This window comes from Parafrigoribacterium mesophilum (assembly GCF_039652555.1).
In the GTDB taxonomy this organism is placed as follows: Bacteria; Actinomycetota; Actinomycetes; order Actinomycetales; family Microbacteriaceae; genus Parafrigoribacterium; species Parafrigoribacterium mesophilum.
Window position 1 is genome coordinate 212,891 of record NZ_JBDJAF010000001.1, and the last position, 16,354, is coordinate 229,244.

Here is a 16,354-nt window from a genome sequence, read left to right on the forward strand (position 1 = left end):
CAGCCTGGGATATCAGGCTAGCCGCTTCCAGGCAGGTACAGTGTTCACTGTGGCATCGATGACAGATCCGAGCGCAGCGGCGGCACAGGCTGGTCTGAAGCGGGTTCGTACGCGTCATTTCCAGACCGCGAAAGAGTCCGGAACGAAGATCACCGGCTTGACCAGCTACGACCAGTTGACGGCGCAGATCTTCGACGAGGCCGGCATCGATTTTCTGCTGGTCGGCGACTCCGCCGGCAATAACGTGCTCGGGTTCGACACGACCCTTCCGGTCACCATCGATGAGCTTATTCCGCTGACCCGGGCTGTGGCCGGAGCCGCCAAACGCGCGTTCGTTATCGCCGATATGCCGTTCGGATCATACGAGACCGGTATCGACGAGGCCCTGCACAGTGCCTTCAGGTTCATGAAAGAGGCGCACGCCCATGCCGTGAAGCTGGAGGGCGGCGTGCGGTCCGCGGAGCAGATCCGCCGCATCGTGTCTGCGGGTATCCCCGTGATGGCGCACATCGGCTTCACCCCGCAGAGCGAACATGGTTTGGGCGGCCACCGCATCCAGGGACGCGGTGATCAGGTCGAACAGCTCCTCGTCGACGCGCACGCCGTCGAAGATGCCGGTGCCTTCGCGGTGGTCCTCGAAATGGTGACCTCGGATGCCGCGGCGCGCGTCACACGAGAATTGAAAATTCCCACTATCGGTGTCGGTGCCGGTCCCGACGTCGACGGGCAGCTGCTGGTCTGGACCGACTGGGCAGGGTTCAGCACCGGCCGCATCCCTAAGTTCGTGCGCCAGTACGCCAATTTGCGACAGGCCCTTACGGATGCTGCTGTGGCCTATCAAGCGGATGTGACCTCGGGGCAATACCCGGCGCCGGAGCACGGTTACACCGACTGACGCGTAACGATCAGGCGCGAAGGGGTACGCTATTTCCACGACGCGCTGACCAGAGCGGCGTCTTCCACTGGCTCCAACGTCGTAGCAGGGGCGAATCCCGCCCACCTTGCGGCTAACACGACTAGCTGAGCGCACACACCTTCTTGATTTACGTCTCCTCACGAAAGACATTCATGCAGTCATCTCTCTCCCCCGTCATCCAATCCGTTTACGACAAGGCGGTTGCTCGCAGCGCCGGCGAACCGGAGTTTCATCAGGCTCTGAGCGAAGTGCTCGAGTCGATCAGCCCGGTGCTGGAACTGCACCCGGAGTATGCCGAGAACGGCATCCTCAAGCGGCTGGTCGAACCCGAGCGGCAGATCATGTTCCGCGTTCCGTGGGTCGACGACTCCGGTACCATTCAGGTCAACCGCGGCTTCAGAGTGCAGTTCAACTCGGCACTCGGCCCGTACAAGGGCGGCCTGCGCTTCCACCCCAGCGTCAACCTGGGCATCATCAAATTCCTGGGCTTCGAGCAGACCTTCAAGAACGCCCTCACCGGGCAGGGCATCGGCGGCGGCAAGGGCGGCAGCGATTTCGATCCGCATCAGAAGTCGGATAACGAGGTGATGCGGTTCTGTCAGAGCTTCATGACCGAACTGCACAGGCACATCGGCGAATACACGGACGTGCCGGCCGGTGACATCGGAGTCGGCGGCCGGGAGATTGGTTACCTGTTCGGCCAGTACCGCAGGCTGACCAATCGGCACGAATCGGGCGCCCTCACCGGCAAGGGACTCGGTTGGGGCGGCGCACAGGTGCGCACCGAGGCGACCGGGTACGGTCTGGTGTTCTTCGTGCAGGAGATGCTCGCCACCCGCGGCGACAGCATCGAAGGCAAGACCGCGATCGTGTCCGGTTCCGGCAACGTGGCCATCTACGCGATCCAGAAGGTGCAGCAACTCGGTGGCAAGGCGATCACCGCCTCGGATTCCTCCGGATACATCGTCGACGAGGCGGGAATCGACGTGGAGTTGCTCAAGCAGATCAAGGAAGTGGAGCGCGCCCGGATTTCCGAGTACGCGGTACGGCGGCCCAGCGCCCGGTTCGTCAGTTCCGGGCAGGTCTGGCACGTGCCAGGCCAGATCGCGCTGCCGTCGGCCACCCAGAATGAGCTGGGCTCTGACGACGCGGCCGAATTGGTGAAGAACGGTGTGATTGCCGTCGGTGAGGGTGCGAATATGCCCTGCACGCCGGATGCGGCTGAGCTGTTCCAGGAGGCGGGCGTGTTGTTCGCGCCCGGCAAGGCAGCGAACTCCGGCGGAGTGGCCACCTCTGCGCTGGAAATGACGCAGAACGCGGCCCGACAGCGTTGGGACTTCGACGAGAGCGAAGCAAAGCTGTGCCAGATCATGAAAGACGTGCACAACAGCGCGTTCGCAGCGGCCGAGATGTACGGCCACCCCGGTGACTACATTGTCGGCGCGAACGCGGCAGGCTTCACCCGGGTCGCCAACGCCATGCTCGCGCAAGGTTTGATCTAGGCAATTCTGCGCCAAGCAAGGTCTGCGCCAAGCAAGGTCTGCGCCAACCCAGGTATGGCTCAGGGCGGAGCCACCTTGGGTTGGCCAGGTTCTGCTCGTGGGCCAGGGACTACTTTTCGTCCGCGGCGTCTTCGGCGGCCCAGGCGCGGCTGCGCTCGGCCATGATCTCGGGGGCCCGTGCGGCCTCTTCTCGAGTGTCGAACGGTCCGGCCCGATCCACCGCCGGCGAGACCATACCTTCTTCGACTTCGTGCGTGCGGAGGTTGTACCACCACTGCGACATTTCGCACCTCCCAAGGGAAACTAGGGTTGATCATAACCCCATACGACACTTCAAACTCAAGGACGTGTGCATGACCACGACGGCAGTAGGCATCGACATAGGTGGCACCGGAATCAAAGGGGCAATCGTCGACGTCGCGAGCGGAACCCTGGTCAGCGACCGTCTGAAGCTGGCTACACCCGAGGGCGGCGAACCCGAAGCCATCGTCGACACCGTGCTCGAGTTGTTTGCTCAGCTGGGCACGATTGAGCCGGATGCGCCGGTCGGCGTGTGCTTCCCGGCTATCGTGCTCGGCGGCAAGACCATGTCTGCGGCGAACGTGTCGAAGCGGTGGATCGGACTCGAGGCCGAGAAGCTGTTCGAGAAGGGCCTCGGCCGCAACATCCACTTCGTCAACGACGCGGATGCCGCTGGTGTTGCCGAGCACCGTTACGGTGCCGCCAAGGGGGTTGACGGTTTGGTTCTGCTCACGACCTTGGGCACCGGCATCGGCAGCGCGATGATCTACAACGGCGTGCTCATCCCGAACTCGGAGCTGGGGCATCTCGAAATCGCCGGTAAGGACGCCGAACGCACCGCATCCGTCTCCGCGAAGGAGCGCCACAAGATGAGCTGGCAGAACTGGGCCGGCAACCTGCAGGCGTACTACAGCCACCTGGAGTTCATCTTCTCTCCTGACCTGTTCATCGTGGGCGGCGGAGTCTCCAAAAACTCGGAGGAATTCCTCCCGTTGCTGAGCCTGCGTACCCCGATCGTGCCGGCCACGTTGCGGAACAATGCGGGTATCCTCGGTGGCGCCGCGCTGGCGGTCAACCCCTAGCTTCGGCCGCGCCTTCTACGCGGGTCTCGACAGGCTCGACCACCGGAAACACGACTCCCACGCTGGACCCGACAGGCCTCCTCAGGCCAACTCGGCGAGGGCCACAGCGGCCTCCGGTGTGGCGACGCGAAAGCTGAAACTCTCGTGCAGGTACAGGTTCACGACGGTGTCATCGTGGCTGTGGTAACCGATCGAGAGGTCTTGTCCTGACTCGAACAGGAAGTCGCCGCCCCGGGTGCTGGCCACCACGGCGCCACGCACCCCTGGTGCCCAGACGATGGGCCCGCCGATGATGCTGCGGACATGGTGAGCCATCGGATATCCACCGTTCTCGGCGGTCTCGATGACGGCGGTGTAGTCCGACGGTCCGAGCGCCAACGCAAACGGGCCGCCGACGCCGCCGCGCAGCAGCGTCTCAACCGCCTTGGCGACGCGGCCGGGATAATCCTGGAAGTTGGCCACGCGGGGAACCGGTGAATAGCCGGTCGCCGTGGTGAGGCCGACGATGCCGGCGGCCTCCATGCCGTGGAACACCGCCAGGTTCTCCGCGCTGGCGATGCGCAACGCCGCTTCCTGCAAACCAGCCAGGTCGACGTCCTCAGCGCCCCGATCATGATTGGCCAATTCCGAGCGCGCGACGGGAAAGTCCGCACGAAGCTCGACCACCGGCGTGACATTGCGACGGGAAATCCCCACGTCATCCGTCCCCGTGCCGGCGATCGGCACCACCCGGCCGAGGCTGCTGGCCGAGTACTCCCAGCCGTGCGGGCCGGAGAAATCCACCACCGCGCGGGCGCCAAGCGAAACGGTTAACCTGGTGCGGGCCTCGTCATCCAGGAGCTGCCAGGCCGAGTCGGAGATCGGCGCGTGCTCGCGCAGCAGGTGCCCGCCGGTCACGACTGCGTTCCCTTGAGGCTGCCGATCCCCAGCGACGCGTCACCGTGCGGGGAAACGGATGCTGCACCAGCGGATTGCGGATCGGCCGCTGCGGCTTCTGAGCGCTCGCCGTTACCCACGATGTCTCCGTCGGTGAACAGGATTCCCTCGGCGGTGCGCCGCCACAGCGGATTGGCTCGCAGGAGGAATTCCAGATCCATACTGAAGTGTTTGAACTCTTCGCCGAGCGAGTCGAGCATGATCGCCCTGGCGTCGGCGTCCGGCTCGAGAGAAATTCGCTGCTCGTACCAACCGATCGCTTCGGCTTCTTCGGTAAGGTTCGCGCACATGCGGGCGAAGGTGCGCGTTTTCGCCGACAGTTCGCTGGGCGGTTCGTGGTACTGGTCGGTTGCCATGCGGGTGCCTCCTTGGGCCGGTCGGCTCCGACCGTACCCCGCACCGCCGTCCCCGGGAAGTTCCTCAGAGACCGGCGGCGGTCCCGACGAGGTCTTGATCGTTGTCGCCGACCACGGCGCGGAAGTAGTCCTCGTAGAGGCGGGCCATGCGTTCCTTCGAGAAATTGCGGACGACGTGCGACCGAACACGGCGGCGGTCCAGGTCCGCGATCAGCGGCACGGTGGCGGCCAGCCCGGCGATGGAGCTTCTCAAGAAGCCGCTCACCCCGTCTTCGATGAGCTCAGGTGCCGACCCTTCCGGCGTCGCGAGCACCGGTGTTCCGACCGCCATAGCCTCGATCATCACCATGCCGAACGGCTCCGGCCACCGAAGTGGGTTCACCATCGCCATGGCGGACCTCAGCAGGTCGAACTTCTCCCGCGTGCCCAGTTCGCCGAGGTATTCCACCGTGCCGCCGAGGAGCGGCTCGATGACGTCGGCGAAGTACTTGTGCTCTTGGGCCTCGCGCATCTTCGCCCCGATGAGCAGGGGCACGCCGGCCTGACGGGCCACCTCGACCGCCTCCCGTACGCCCTTGTCCGGCGCCATCCGGCCGAGGAACGCGAGATATCCGCCAGCGCCGTCGCCCGGCGCGATGTGCTCGGCATCGATACCGTGATGGATGACGCGGGCGACCTTCACCGGGCCCGCGGTGCTCGCCTGGTGCCGCGAGATGGCGACGATGCTGACATCGGGCGGTACCGAACGGTAGTGCTGTTGCAGTTCGGCGGTGAACGGGCCGTGCGCCGTCGTGACGACGGGCATATCGGCCGGGCGGCGGCGATACACCGGACCGACCGTCGTGTGATCATGCACCAGGTCCACCCGCAGTTCCTCAAAGGCTGCGTAGGCGTCGATGACGTGGCGCAGTTCCTCCTGCCGGTCCCCGATCTGCACCGAGGGAGCAAGGGGGACGACCGGGATGCGCTCCACCGGGCAGGTGCTGGCCGGATGCGCCGCGAGAATCACCTGATGGCCGAGGCCGCTCAGGCCGCAGGCGAGCACATCGATCACTTCCTCGATGCCGCCGTAGGCGGGAGGCGGCACCGGAATCCACGGTGGGGCGAGCATACCGATGCGCATCTCATGCCCTTTGCAATTCCGACAGTTCGTGGCTGGTCGGCCGAGGTGAGGACTGCACGGTGATTCCCTCGGGCAGGCCGCTGATGTGGCCCTGGGTACCGGTGAGCTCCACCGAAACACGACCGCCGCCCAGGGGCATCTGGTCGACGAAGACATCGCCGAAGCTCTGCGGAAATGTCGGCGCCAACCAGACCACACCGTCTGGGACACAGGGGTCCAACCGGGCGAGGCTGCGCAACAACGAGATCGGTGCTGCCGAGGCCCACGCCTGCGGTGAGCACGAGGTCGGATAGGCGACCGGCTCCGGGTACAGGTCGCGGTCGAATCCGCAGAACAACTCCGGTAGGCGTCCGCCGAACGACTCCGCGGCATCCAGCACCGCGAACGCGACCCGGTGCGCCTGTTCGACCAGTCCGTACCGCATCAGTCCAGCGACGATCAGCGCGTTATCGTGAGGCCACACCGACCCGTTGTGGTAGCTAGCCGGATTGTATGCGCCCATGTCGGTACCAAGAGTTCGCACGCCCCAGCCGCTGAACATTTCCGGGGACAGCAACCGTTCGCCCACCAGAGCAGCTTTGTCGTCGTCCACGATCCCCGACCACAGGCAGTGCCCCATGTTGGACGCGCACGCATCCACTTGCCGTTTGTCCCGATCGAGCGCGATGGCGAAGTAGCCACGATCGTCGAGCCAGAACCGCTCATTGAACTCGCGTTTCAATGCGGCCGCGCGGGCCGCCCAGCGTTGCGCCTCCTCTTCGTCGCCGGCGGAGCTGGCTAAAAGCCCTCTGGCCACGTATGCGCTGTACACGTAGCCCTGCACTTCGCACAGCGCGATCGGTGGCTCGGCCAGCGAGCCGTCCGCGAAATTCACCCCGTCCCAGGAATCCTTCCAGCCCTGGTTGATCAAGCCCTGCGGGTCGCTGCGCTGGTACTCCACGAAACCGTCGCCGTCCCGGTCGCCGTATTCGGCGATCCAGTCCAACGCGCGGTCGGCGGCGGGCAGCAGGGCGGCGGTTTCCTCGCTCGCGCCACGCCAGCGCTGCAACTCGCCCAGCAGCGTCACGAACAGAGGCGTCGCATCCACGGAGCCGTAGTAGACGCCCTCACCACCGAGCGCCAAACTCACGTCCACTCCGAGCCGCACTTCGTGCAGGATCCGGCCGGGCTGCTCCTCGGTTCTGGCCTCCGATTTCGTGCCTTGAAATTCCGCGAGGGTCTGCAGCGTGCCCAGCGCGAGGCCCGGGTCCACTGGCAATGCCATGTAGGAGGTGAGGATGGAGTCGCGCCCGAACAGCGCCATGAACCACGGTGCGCCGGCGGCGACTACTTCGCGTTCGGGATGATCGGGGTAGTGGATGCGCAACGAACCCAGATCGATATCGCTGCGTTCAAGGGTCTTGCGTACGCTCGGGTCGTCCACCGAGGTGACCGGCAGTTTGGACACCCAGGCGCGAAACCGTCTGGCGGCGCGCGAGTCGGAGAGCGGCAGGTGGGCCGGGAAGCCGCTGGTGATCAGTTCGCCGTCGATGGTCGGAGTGGCCACGATGGTCGTAGTCCACTGGCCGCGCGGCGGGATTGTGGCGCCGAAATGAAGTTGTTCACGAGCGATGATGGCTGCCGGTGCAGAGACGCGCAGCCCGCGCTGTCGATCCTTCCATTCCGAATCGATGGCGAGGGTGCCGTCCTGCTCGCTGATCGACTGCGTCCAGGTCCGGTGCACGGTGCCGCCCTTAACCTCGAAAAGGTCAGCGAAGTCGGCGCCGACCTCAAGATCGATGGTGAACTCGATCGGCTCCGTGGAGTAGTTGTGCAGGACGAACTCCTCGCGCAGTCCGACGCCTACCTGCCTGGTGCGCTCAACGATGAGTGGCGAATCACCGCGACCGGGACGACCCACCGCGCGCCCGACGAACACCGCGCGGTACGGCTTGGGCACGGTTGCGGACAGACACTCCAGGGGGTGGTCGTTGATCAGCAACTTCCACGTCGAAATGAACCGGGTGTCCCGAAAGTAGACGCCTTGAAACTGCCCGGGCAGAATGTCCCCGGTGACGGCGCTGACCGCGAACGATGATCCCTCGACGATCGTGAGCGCGCCGCTTCCGGCCAAGTTCGCGGACGTTTCCGCATTCCATCCGGACACCAACCACCTCCACGGGCAAGAGATTGGTCCATTGTCCTACGGGCCAGAACCGGCCCGCCAGAGATCACGGGATATTCCGAGGTGGGGCGAATGGGCCGGCTGATACGCCGGGTTCTGTCTGCACTGCCCTGTCGAAACAGTGCGGTGTTGGACGGCCATCTATCTCGGGGCTCACGTTGCCGCAGCCCTCTAGCGGTCTACCCGGGAACTCGGCGGGCAGCCTTAAAACGTTCCCTGTCTGACCTTGCTCCGGACGAGGTTTACCCAGCCAGCCCGATCACTCGGGCTGCTGGTGGTCTCTTACACCACCGTTTCACCCTTACCCGCCGCCGAAGCGGCAGGCGGTCTGCTTTCTGTTGCACTTTCTCGCGGATTGCTCCGGGTGGGTGTTACCCACCGCCCTGCCCTGCGGAGCCCGGACGTTCCTCGGCATCCGCTGCCCTGTTGCCAGAACCGCGGATGACGCGACCGTCTTGCCGACCCATTCGTCGTCATTCTATCCTGACCCGTTTCAAGGAGTTTCTGACCTGAACCGGCCACACGGCAGTCAAGTAGGGGTGCCGGCGACAGAAACTCCGTGAGACGGGTTAAGGAAGGCGGTCGGAAAGCGGGGTGGCCTGGTGGAAGAGCACCTGCCAGCCGGACGGGGTACGGCGCCACAGCGAGGTGCTGCGGATGCTGCGCGGGCCACTGCTGAGGGTGTATCGGAGCTGATACAGGCCGGATGCCAACTGCCAACTGGCAGCATCCTCGGGTTCAAAAAGCAGCGGTGTGGATGCTGCGAAGACGTCGACCGCTTCCCGGCGGGTGAGGATCGCACCGGCATCGTCAATCGCCCAGTAGTCTTCGTGCAGCAGCGACTCCACCGTCGCCCGATCCACATCCGTACCCCGCAGCAACGCCTCGGCCGCGAGCAAATCCGCCAACTCGCCATCAGTGCCGGATGCCGCAGCCCCGACATCCGCCGCCCCGGCGCCCGCGGCACCGACATCCGCCCCTGTGTCCAGTGCCAGGTTCACCAGCCCGTCGGCGCGTGAGTTGTTCAGCCGTGGCACCCATTGAAAGGTCACATCGCTCGTAGCCAACTCTGCGCGCACCTCCGCGGCCAGCGCAGCCATGGCCGGATGCTTGATCTTCCACCGTCCGGACATCTGCTCGACGACGAGCTTCGAGTCCATTCTCACCAGCAGGTGAGCCTCCGAGTCGATGGCCCTGGCGCGCCTGACACCCTCAAGCAGTCCGTGATACTCGGCGACGTTGTTGGTTGCGACCCCGAGGTACCGACCGACCTCGGCGAGTACCTCACCCGTCGCCGCGTCGATCACCACTGATCCGCTCGCCGCCGGCCCGGGGTTGCCGCGGGAGCCACCGTCTGCCTCGACGACGAGCGTGCGGGACATCAGATCCCGGACTCTGCCGTTCGCACCAGAATGGCGTTGCTGTCCGGGCACAGCAGCACGTCGTCCGGGGCCGCGGCCCGGATGATCGCCATGTCGTGCTCGTTGAGCTTGAGACCGCTCGCCCCAGACACCCCACCGCGCAACAGGGATGCGCCGGCGCCGTAACGTTCGCGTTGACGTTCGTAGAGCGCCAGCAGGTCTTGCGGAAGCTTCTCGGCAACGGTGGCCCGATTCGCCTGCGCGTGCTTCTGCTCGCTCGACACGGTGCCCATCACGCTGCCGAGCCGCGCCTCCACCTCTACCCGCTCCGCGGCGAGCTCGTCCTTGGCCGCTTGTGCACGCGCCTGATCCTCCTCGAGTGCCTGGATGCGCTCCATCACCTCGAGTTCGATCTCCTCCAGGTCGAATTGCCGCTTCCGCAGGCTGGCCAGCTCGGTCTCCAGTCCTGCGACGTCTTTGAGCGAGGAGGTCGCGTTCACCCGCTCGGTGTCCCGCGCGATTCTGGCCTCGACGACGGCGACATCGGATTCGGCTCGTGCCAGTTCGGTGCGGGTATCCTCCAGCGCACCACCGATGGTGGCCAGCTGCCCGTCGACTTCCCTTGCCCGCGCGTTCAACTCGGCCAGCGCGGCATGTTCAGGCACACCCGCTGCCTGGTGAGCCAGCTGCTGCAGCCGGGTGTCGATGGCCTGCAGATCCAGTAATCGTGCCTGATCTTCTGGGCTAGCTTTCAGTGCCATCTGTTCCTCACTTTAGGTTCATGCGGGTCTTGGTCGGATTGGATGCTGCTATTGCATAACCACAAAGTCCCACGGATCGGTGCGCAGGTCGCTGACGGTCACGGTGACCTCGGGCAATTCCTGACGCAACTGTTCCGCGGCGGTGTCGAGCCACAGCCATTCGCTGGCCCAATGCGAAACGTCGATCAGAGCTGTGCCACCGGAGACCTGCGCATTCTCCCGGAATTCCGAAGCCGGATGGTGCCGCAGGTCGGAAGTGATGTAGACATCCGCGGCCAGCACCGCCGGTTCGCCCAGCAGCGAGTCCCCCGCGCCGCCACACAGCGCGATGCGTCGCACCGGTGCGTCGAATGCCCCGGAAACTCGGATGCCGGATGCCGTCGCCGGCAACAGCGCACCGAGCTTTCTGGCCAGGGCACCGAGCGTGATCGCCTGCGGCAGGGTGCCCGCCCTGCCGATGCCTTGAGTTGGGATGGCCCCGGCGACGATCGGCGCAGCATCCTCAAGCCCCAGCATCCCGGCAAGCACCGCGGAGGTGCCCGACTCTACGACATCGGCGTTGGTGTGCGCTGCGATGAGCGCGCATCCTCCGCGGATCAGCCGCGCCACGACGGCCCCCTTGTAGCGATCTTCGGCGACGGTGGTAACTCCCCGGAGCAGGAGCGGGTGGTGGGTGAGCAACAGATCGACCTTGGCCTGGACAGCTTCGTCCACGGTGTCGAGCACGGCATCGACAGCGAGGTGGATCGAACCCACGGATGCGGCGGGGTCGCCGACGAGCAAACCCGGGGCGTCCCAGCCCTCGGCTCCGGACATCGGCCAGAGCTTCAGGACTGCGGCGTTCACTTCGGCGACAGAGACGGGCATCCCGCCAGTCTAGTAATTCGGGCTCCGGCGAAAGAGCGGCCCCGATGATTGAGGCCGTTGAAATCACGCGAGGCACAGAACCGGGTCTCGACAGGCTCGACCACCCGGAAGCGGCCACCTGCGCGGGTCTCGACAGGCTCGACCACCGGAACGCTCGACCACCGGGGGCCGGTCACCGGGGGGTCAGGAGTGCGGGAGCCCCAGTTGCGCCTTGATACGCTCGGCCGCATCCGGGTCGGCCTGCGCGGCAGCGACATTCGCCTCGGTGACCGCCCGCACTACCTCGTCGCGTTGAATCTTGACGCCGTTCGGCGCTTCGATCCCGATCCGCACGCCGTCGCGCCGCACGTCGAGCACCGTGATGACCACATCGTCGCCGATGAGGATCTTCTCCCCGGTTTTCCGCGTGAGCACCAGCACCCGCCCACTCTACCGAAGCCGCTGTTGAACCCCGACCATCGCCACGGCATCCACCGACACCACCGATCCGATGGCGCGCATCCACGCCGCGGTGTCGTCCGGCGGGCGCCCCACGTCCACCGCTGCCCACACTTGATCCGGATGCAACTGCTGGATCGCAGCGCCACGCGAACGCAGGGTCGAGACGTCGGGTGACGTGTCCCCCAACCCCAGTGCGACGAAGACACTGTGCCCGGACTGCACGCCCTGCACCCGCGCGGTGAGTGCGGTGCGCCTATCATCCACTCGCTGCGCACCGACGATACTCAATTCGCCAGCCACGCTGACCTCGCCTGCGCCCGCCGTGCTCGCCAACGCGTCGGCGACGAGGTACGGGTCCTCGCCCATGCCAACCACCACCACCAGGTCGCCTGCTCCTCGAAGCGGCCGCGGCGAATCCGGAGTGACGACCTGGGGCGCGGGCTCCGCAGTGATGCTGGCGAGGTCCGCAAGGATGCCGGCGAACGTGTCGGACCTGGTCGAGACGTTCTCGGCGGGAACGCGCGCGGTCTCGCCACCGTCGCCTCGCCGGATTCCGGCCTCTCCCCTGCCGGATACCGTCGGTGTTCCGCCAGCCATGCCGTTGAGCTGACCCTCGTCTTCCTCGGCGCGCTCCAACAGCGCGGCGAGGCCCACTCGCGCCGGCAGGTCCAGTAGCGCGTCGGCAACCTCGCCGGGCAGGATCGCGCCGGGCAGCACCGCTTCCGGCACGGGAGCGGCTTCCGGCGAGGCATCCGGTTGACCGTCCGGCCGCTGCGAAACCTCCACGATCAGCTCGTAGTGCCTCCTGGCGAAGAAGCCGCGGATGCCGCCGACCGTGACCTTCTCGACCCGAACAATCGTCGCCGTCGTGCCGTGTTCGGCCAGCACCTGCGCCTGAAGATCGGACAGGCTTGTACCCTCAAGCTGCAATCGCATCCGCGCCTCGCACCACCCCTACCGTCTCGACGTCCACGTTCGCGGCGGTCGCCTCCTGGTAGGACAGCACAGCAAGTCCCGCCACCTGCGGTGCGACCAGGCGACGGATGGCGGGCCGCAGCGCTGGTGCACACACCAGCACGGCCGTCCGGCCGGTCTCCTCGACCTTGGTGACCGATTCGGTGAGTGAGGCCAGTACCGCCTCCAGCCGGTTCGGGTCCAGCAGGATCTGCGTGCCCTGATCGGACGGGCGTAACCCCTCCAGCATCGACTGCTCGAGGGTCGGGTCGATCATGATGACCCGTAGCACCGACCCGTCCAGGTACTTCGCCGCCAGAGCCGGGCCGAGGGCTTGCCTGGCCGCTTCGATGAGTCCCTCCGGCTCGGTCGACACCTTGGCGCGAAGAGTCAGCGCCTCGTAGATGCGCGGCAGGTCGTTGATCGGGATCTGCTCCACGAGCAGCCCCTCGAGCACGCGCTGCACCTCCGCCAGCGACAGCAGCCCGGGGATCAGTTCGTCGACGGCCGAGGGGTTGGCGCCCTTAACGCCCTCGGTGAGCACCCGCACGTCTTCCCTGGTGAGCAGCCGGGCGGCGTTGGCCGTGATGATGGACGACAGGTGCGTCACGAGCACCGATACCCGGTCGATCACGGTGGCCCCGGTCATCTCGGCGCTGTGGCGCAACTCCGTGGGCACCCACTTGCCGGCCAGCCCGAACACCGGCTCGATGGTCGTGGTGCCCGGCAGCGAGTCGAGCGCGTCTCCCAGGGCCAGGTCCTTGCCAGAGGGCGCCAGTCCCCGTCCGGCTTCCACCCCGGCGATCCTGATCACATAGGTGGAGGATGGCAGGTCGATGCTGTCCCGGGTGCGAACCGGCGGCACCACGATGCCCAACTCCATCGCGATCTTGCGGCGCAGCGCGCGCACCCTGGCCAGCAGGTCGTCGGAAGCGCCGGACACCATATCGACGAGGTCCGGGGCGAGCAGGATTTCCAGGGCGTGCACCCGCATCTGCTCGATCAGATCCTCGGTGGTCTCCGAACGTGGTCCGTTTTTCTCGGCTTCGGCGATCTCCAGCTCCGCGGTCTCGGCCTGCTCGCGTGCCCGGATGCGCTGGGCCGCGATGATCAACACGGCGCCGATCAGGATGAACGGGATCATCGGCATCCCCGGGATGACCGACATCACGATGGCGGCGCTGCCGGCGATCATGAGCGCGTTGCGGGACTGCGTCAGCTGCGCCGACGCCGAGGTGCCCATGTCCGCTTCGGCGTTGGAGCGGGTGACGATCATGCCGGTGGATACCGCCATCAGCAGGGCCGGAATCTGGGTGACCAGACCGTCACCGATGGTGAGCAGCGTGTAGGTGTTCAGCGCGTCGCCGATCTCCATGCCGCGCTGCAGCATCCCGATCGCGATCCCGCCGACGATGTTGATGATGATGATGATGATTCCGGCGATCGCGTCGCCCTTGACGAACTTGGATGCGCCGTCCATGGCGCCGTAGAAGTCCGCCTCGGCAGACACCTCGGCGCGGCGCTCCCGGGCCTGGGTGTCGGTGATCAGGCCGGCGTTGAGGTCGGCATCGATGGCCATCTGCTTGCCCGGCATCGCGTCCAGGGTGAACCGGGCCCCGACTTCGGCGACCCGCTCGGCGCCCTTGGTGACCACGACGAAATGGATCACCACCAGGATCAGGAAGATGACGGCCCCGATGATGATGGAGCCGCCGACCGCCACGTGCCCGAACGCGGCGATCACCTGACCGGCGTACCCATCGCCGAGTACCAGCCGAGTGGACGCGACATTGAGACCGAGCCGGAACAGGGTGGCCACCAACAGCAGCGACGGGAACACCGAGAAATCCAGCGGCTTCTTCACGAACATGGTGGTGAGCAGGATCACCAACGCCAGCATGATGTTGACGATGATCAGAATGTCCAGCATGAACGCCGGCACCGGCACCACAAGCAGCATGATGATGCCCACCACGCCCATCGGGACGGCGAGCTTAGACAGGTTGCGGTTCACGTTACGAGCCTCCAACGGTGGAATTGGTCATGGTGTGCACGCCGGCCGCGGAGCCGCGCCGCTTCAGCGCCATCACGAACGCGAGCACGCGGGCCACCTGGTTGTACAACTCGACCGGAATCTCCTGGCCGAGTTCGCAGGCGGCGTGCAACGCCCTGGCCAACGGAATGTCCCGCACCATCGGCACGCCGTCTGTGGCGGCCTGCTCCCGGATGCGTGCGGCGATGGTGCCGGCGCCCTTCGCCACGACGCGTGGAGCTGACTTTCCCGGTTCGTACTTGAGCGCAATGGCGATGTGGGTGGGGTTGATCACCACGACGTCGGAGTCGGCGATGGCGGCCATCATCCGGTTGCGGCTCATCGCCAGCTGCCGGGAGCGGCGCTGCGACTTGATCAGCGGGTCGCCGTCGGTGTTCTTGTTCTCGTCCTTGACTTCCTTCTTGGTCATCCTGGTCTTCTTGCGGTTTCGGCGCATCACCACGAAGACATCGAGCACGGCTAGGGCGAGTCCGGCGAGCACCGCGGAGCGCAACATGGAGCCGGCCCCGTCGCCCGCGGCGTCAAGCAACGCAGATACCGGCAGGCCGCCTGCGGTCATCAGGATCGGAGTGAGACCCTGGATCACCCAGAACAGTACGAGGCCGACGACGGCGGTCTTCAGCAGCGCCTTGAAACCGTTCCACAGTGCTTGGGTTCCGAACACCCGGTTCAGTCCGGTGACCAGGTTGAACTGCTCGAACTTGCCCTGCAGTTTGGTGAGGTGGAATCCGCCCTGAGCCGCGGAACCGACCAGCACCGACAGCGCCACCACCGACAGGAACGGGGTGAGCGTGGTGAGCACCGACCCGAGCGCATCACCGAGCACGCGCACCGCGGTCGCCGGATCCGGGTTCGCGGCCAGAGCGCCGACCGCGAACACCTGCTCGGTGCCCGCGGCGGCCCCGAGCGAGATGGTGCTGGGCAGCATCAGCGCCGCCGCGCCAACGCCCAGCCACGCGGTCATGTCCTGGGAGCGGGACAGCTGCCCCTTGTCCAGGACCTCCTTCATCCGCTTCTGGGTGGCCTGCTCGGTCTTTTCGCCGGAGTCGTCGGGCATTCAGTTCACCCCCGGCAACACGGCCAGCGCCTGCCCGGTGAGGGAGGCGACGATCCACGGCAGCGCGATGAAGACGATGGATGCGAGGGTGACGGTGAGCAGGATCTTAAGCGGGAAGCCCATTGCGAACGCGTTCAATGCCGGCGCGACGCGCGTGAGCAGACCGAGACCGGCATCCGCCAGGAACAGCACCACGAGCAGCGGGCCGGCGATCTGCACGGAGGCGAGGAACATCTGGGTGACGCCGTTCACCATCGCCTCCGCCGGGGCGGTGAGATCGAATGCGCCACCGAGCGGGAACGCGCTGAAGCTGCGGTCCAGTCCGCCGAGGATGAGCTGGTAGCCGTTGGAGGCGAAGAGCAGCGCCAACGCAGTCATGTGGAACAGCCGGGCGAACTGGGCGCCGTTGATCATCGACTGGGGGTCGAAACCCTGGGCCATCGAGAACCCGCCGAACATGTCGATCATGCTTCCGGCGGACTGCACAGCGGAGAACACGAGCATGACCAAGAACCCCAGGGCCGCTCCGATCACCACTTCGATGAGCAGCTGGCCGAGGTAGACGCCGGTGTTCTGCGGCACGTAGCTGCCCGTCACCTTCGGCGAGACCGCCAGCGCCAGGCCGATCGCGAGCATGCCTTTGATCCGCAGTGGGATCGCGTTGTGCGAGAACGGCGGCGCGATGACCAGGAATGCGGTGATCCGCACGCCGGCGAGCATCACCGCCTCGATCCAGCCCATGTTGATGGTGAACGCCATG

16 protein-coding genes and 1 other RNA gene are annotated in these 16,354 nt (G+C 65.9%); 3 read left to right on the forward strand and 14 right to left on the reverse strand.

Annotated features, from left to right (window positions below; all coding sequences use genetic code 11):
- Nucleotides 1-58: 58 nt before the first annotated feature.
- Together panB and gdhA are read left to right on the forward strand one after the other, a co-directional pair.
- On the forward strand, nt 59-895 hold the full coding sequence (panB, locus tag ABFX56_RS01010; protein WP_346233112.1) for a 3-methyl-2-oxobutanoate hydroxymethyltransferase: 837 nt from the start codon (nt 59-61) through the stop codon (nt 893-895).
- A 173-nt stretch (nt 896-1,068) separates the two neighbouring features.
- Nucleotides 1,069-2,418: an NADP-specific glutamate dehydrogenase gene (gdhA, locus tag ABFX56_RS01015; RefSeq protein WP_346231418.1), complete on the forward strand. Its 1,350-nt coding sequence runs from the start codon at nt 1,069-1,071 to the stop codon at nt 2,416-2,418.
- 109 nt (nt 2,419-2,527) lie between these two features.
- Here gdhA and ABFX56_RS01020 read toward each other — a convergent pair whose 3' ends face one another.
- Complete coding sequence (locus tag ABFX56_RS01020) at nt 2,528-2,701, reverse strand: SPOR domain-containing protein (RefSeq protein ID WP_346231419.1); 174 nt, start codon at nt 2,699-2,701, stop codon at nt 2,528-2,530.
- A 70-nt stretch (nt 2,702-2,771) separates the two neighbouring features.
- Between ABFX56_RS01020 and ppgK the strand changes: the two genes are divergently transcribed.
- A complete protein-coding gene (gene ppgK, locus ABFX56_RS01025) occupies nt 2,772-3,521 on the forward strand; it encodes a polyphosphate--glucose phosphotransferase (RefSeq protein WP_346231420.1) in 750 nt (249 codons plus the stop codon).
- Nucleotides 3,522-3,602: 81 nt separating this feature from the next.
- Here ppgK and ABFX56_RS01030 read toward each other — a convergent pair whose 3' ends face one another.
- From ABFX56_RS01030 to ABFX56_RS01090, 13 genes are all read right to left on the reverse strand, one after another.
- The gene (locus tag ABFX56_RS01030; RefSeq protein ID WP_346231421.1) at nt 3,603-4,418 is read right to left on the reverse strand and encodes a family 1 encapsulin nanocompartment shell protein; all 816 of its coding nucleotides are present in this window, start codon (nt 4,416-4,418) and stop codon (nt 3,603-3,605) included.
- Nucleotides 4,415-4,813: a ferritin family protein gene (locus ABFX56_RS01035; RefSeq protein WP_346231422.1), complete on the reverse strand. Its 399-nt coding sequence runs from the start codon at nt 4,811-4,813 to the stop codon at nt 4,415-4,417. The genes ABFX56_RS01030 and ABFX56_RS01035 overlap by 4 nt, the downstream gene beginning before the upstream one ends.
- A gap of 64 nt (nt 4,814-4,877) precedes the next feature.
- The gene (locus ABFX56_RS01040) at nt 4,878-5,936 is read right to left on the reverse strand and encodes a glycosyltransferase (protein ID WP_346231423.1); all 1,059 of its coding nucleotides are present in this window, start codon (nt 5,934-5,936) and stop codon (nt 4,878-4,880) included.
- Between the two features lies 1 nt (nt 5,937).
- Nucleotides 5,938-8,082 (reverse strand): amylo-alpha-1,6-glucosidase, encoded by a 2,145-nt coding sequence (locus ABFX56_RS01045; protein WP_346231424.1) that lies wholly within the window; start codon nt 8,080-8,082, stop codon nt 5,938-5,940.
- A gap of 87 nt (nt 8,083-8,169) precedes the next feature.
- An RNA gene (gene rnpB / locus ABFX56_RS01050) (RNase P RNA component class A) lies at nt 8,170-8,566 on the reverse strand.
- 103 nt (nt 8,567-8,669) lie between these two features.
- Nucleotides 8,670-9,482, reverse strand: a complete 813-nt coding sequence (locus tag ABFX56_RS01055; protein ID WP_346231425.1) for a reverse transcriptase-like protein — start codon at nt 9,480-9,482, stop codon at nt 8,670-8,672.
- The gene (locus tag ABFX56_RS01060) at nt 9,482-10,222 is read right to left on the reverse strand and encodes a zinc ribbon domain-containing protein (RefSeq protein ID WP_346231426.1); all 741 of its coding nucleotides are present in this window, start codon (nt 10,220-10,222) and stop codon (nt 9,482-9,484) included. The genes ABFX56_RS01055 and ABFX56_RS01060 overlap by 1 nt, the downstream gene beginning before the upstream one ends.
- Nucleotides 10,223-10,270: 48 nt before the next feature.
- Nucleotides 10,271-11,089, reverse strand: a complete 819-nt coding sequence (locus ABFX56_RS01065; RefSeq protein WP_346231427.1) for a Nif3-like dinuclear metal center hexameric protein — start codon at nt 11,087-11,089, stop codon at nt 10,271-10,273.
- Nucleotides 11,090-11,272: 183 nt separating this feature from the next.
- Nucleotides 11,273-11,509: a carbon storage regulator CsrA gene (gene csrA / locus ABFX56_RS01070; RefSeq protein WP_346231428.1), complete on the reverse strand. Its 237-nt coding sequence runs from the start codon at nt 11,507-11,509 to the stop codon at nt 11,273-11,275.
- Between the two features lie 9 nt (nt 11,510-11,518).
- A complete protein-coding gene (locus tag ABFX56_RS01075) occupies nt 11,519-12,466 on the reverse strand; it encodes a hypothetical protein (protein ID WP_346231429.1) in 948 nt (315 codons plus the stop codon).
- Nucleotides 12,450-14,465 (reverse strand): flagellar biosynthesis protein FlhA, encoded by a 2,016-nt coding sequence (locus tag ABFX56_RS01080; protein ID WP_346233113.1) that lies wholly within the window; start codon nt 14,463-14,465, stop codon nt 12,450-12,452. The genes ABFX56_RS01075 and ABFX56_RS01080 overlap by 17 nt, the downstream gene beginning before the upstream one ends.
- Before the next feature lie 34 nt (nt 14,466-14,499).
- Complete coding sequence (locus tag ABFX56_RS01085; protein WP_346231430.1) at nt 14,500-15,594, reverse strand: EscU/YscU/HrcU family type III secretion system export apparatus switch protein; 1,095 nt, start codon at nt 15,592-15,594, stop codon at nt 14,500-14,502.
- A complete protein-coding gene (locus tag ABFX56_RS01090; RefSeq protein WP_346231431.1) occupies nt 15,595-16,353 on the reverse strand; it encodes a flagellar biosynthetic protein FliR in 759 nt (252 codons plus the stop codon).
- Between the last annotated feature and the right edge of the window lies 1 nt (nt 16,354).

Excerpts from the sequence above, each read along its gene's own strand:
- panB (WP_346233112.1), top strand. The coding sequence starts at position 59 with ATGACAGATCCGAGCGCAGCGGCGGCACAGGCTGGTCTGAAGCGGGTT.
- gdhA (WP_346231418.1), top strand. The coding sequence starts at position 1,069 with ATGCAGTCATCTCTCTCCCCCGTCATCCAATCCGTTTACGACAAGGCG.
- ABFX56_RS01020 (WP_346231419.1), bottom strand. The coding sequence starts at position 2,701 with ATGTCGCAGTGGTGGTACAACCTCCGCACGCACGAAGTCGAAGAAGGT.
- ppgK (WP_346231420.1), top strand. The coding sequence starts at position 2,772 with ATGACCACGACGGCAGTAGGCATCGACATAGGTGGCACCGGAATCAAA.
- ABFX56_RS01035 (WP_346231422.1), bottom strand. The coding sequence starts at position 4,813 with ATGGCAACCGACCAGTACCACGAACCGCCCAGCGAACTGTCGGCGAAA.
- ABFX56_RS01040 (WP_346231423.1), bottom strand. The coding sequence starts at position 5,936 with ATGCGCATCGGTATGCTCGCCCCACCGTGGATTCCGGTGCCGCCTCCC.
- ABFX56_RS01055 (WP_346231425.1), bottom strand. The coding sequence starts at position 9,482 with ATGTCCCGCACGCTCGTCGTCGAGGCAGACGGTGGCTCCCGCGGCAAC.
- ABFX56_RS01060 (WP_346231426.1), bottom strand. The coding sequence starts at position 10,222 with ATGGCACTGAAAGCTAGCCCAGAAGATCAGGCACGATTACTGGATCTG.
- ABFX56_RS01065 (WP_346231427.1), bottom strand. The coding sequence starts at position 11,089 with ATGCCCGTCTCTGTCGCCGAAGTGAACGCCGCAGTCCTGAAGCTCTGG.
- ABFX56_RS01075 (WP_346231429.1), bottom strand. The coding sequence starts at position 12,466 with ATGCGATTGCAGCTTGAGGGTACAAGCCTGTCCGATCTTCAGGCGCAG.
- ABFX56_RS01080 (WP_346233113.1), bottom strand. The coding sequence starts at position 14,465 with ATGGGCGTGGTGGGCATCATCATGCTGCTTGTGGTGCCGGTGCCGGCG.
- ABFX56_RS01085 (WP_346231430.1), bottom strand. The coding sequence starts at position 15,594 with ATGCCCGACGACTCCGGCGAAAAGACCGAGCAGGCCACCCAGAAGCGG.
- ABFX56_RS01090 (WP_346231431.1), bottom strand. The coding sequence starts at position 16,353 with ATGGCGTTCACCATCAACATGGGCTGGATCGAGGCGGTGATGCTCGCC.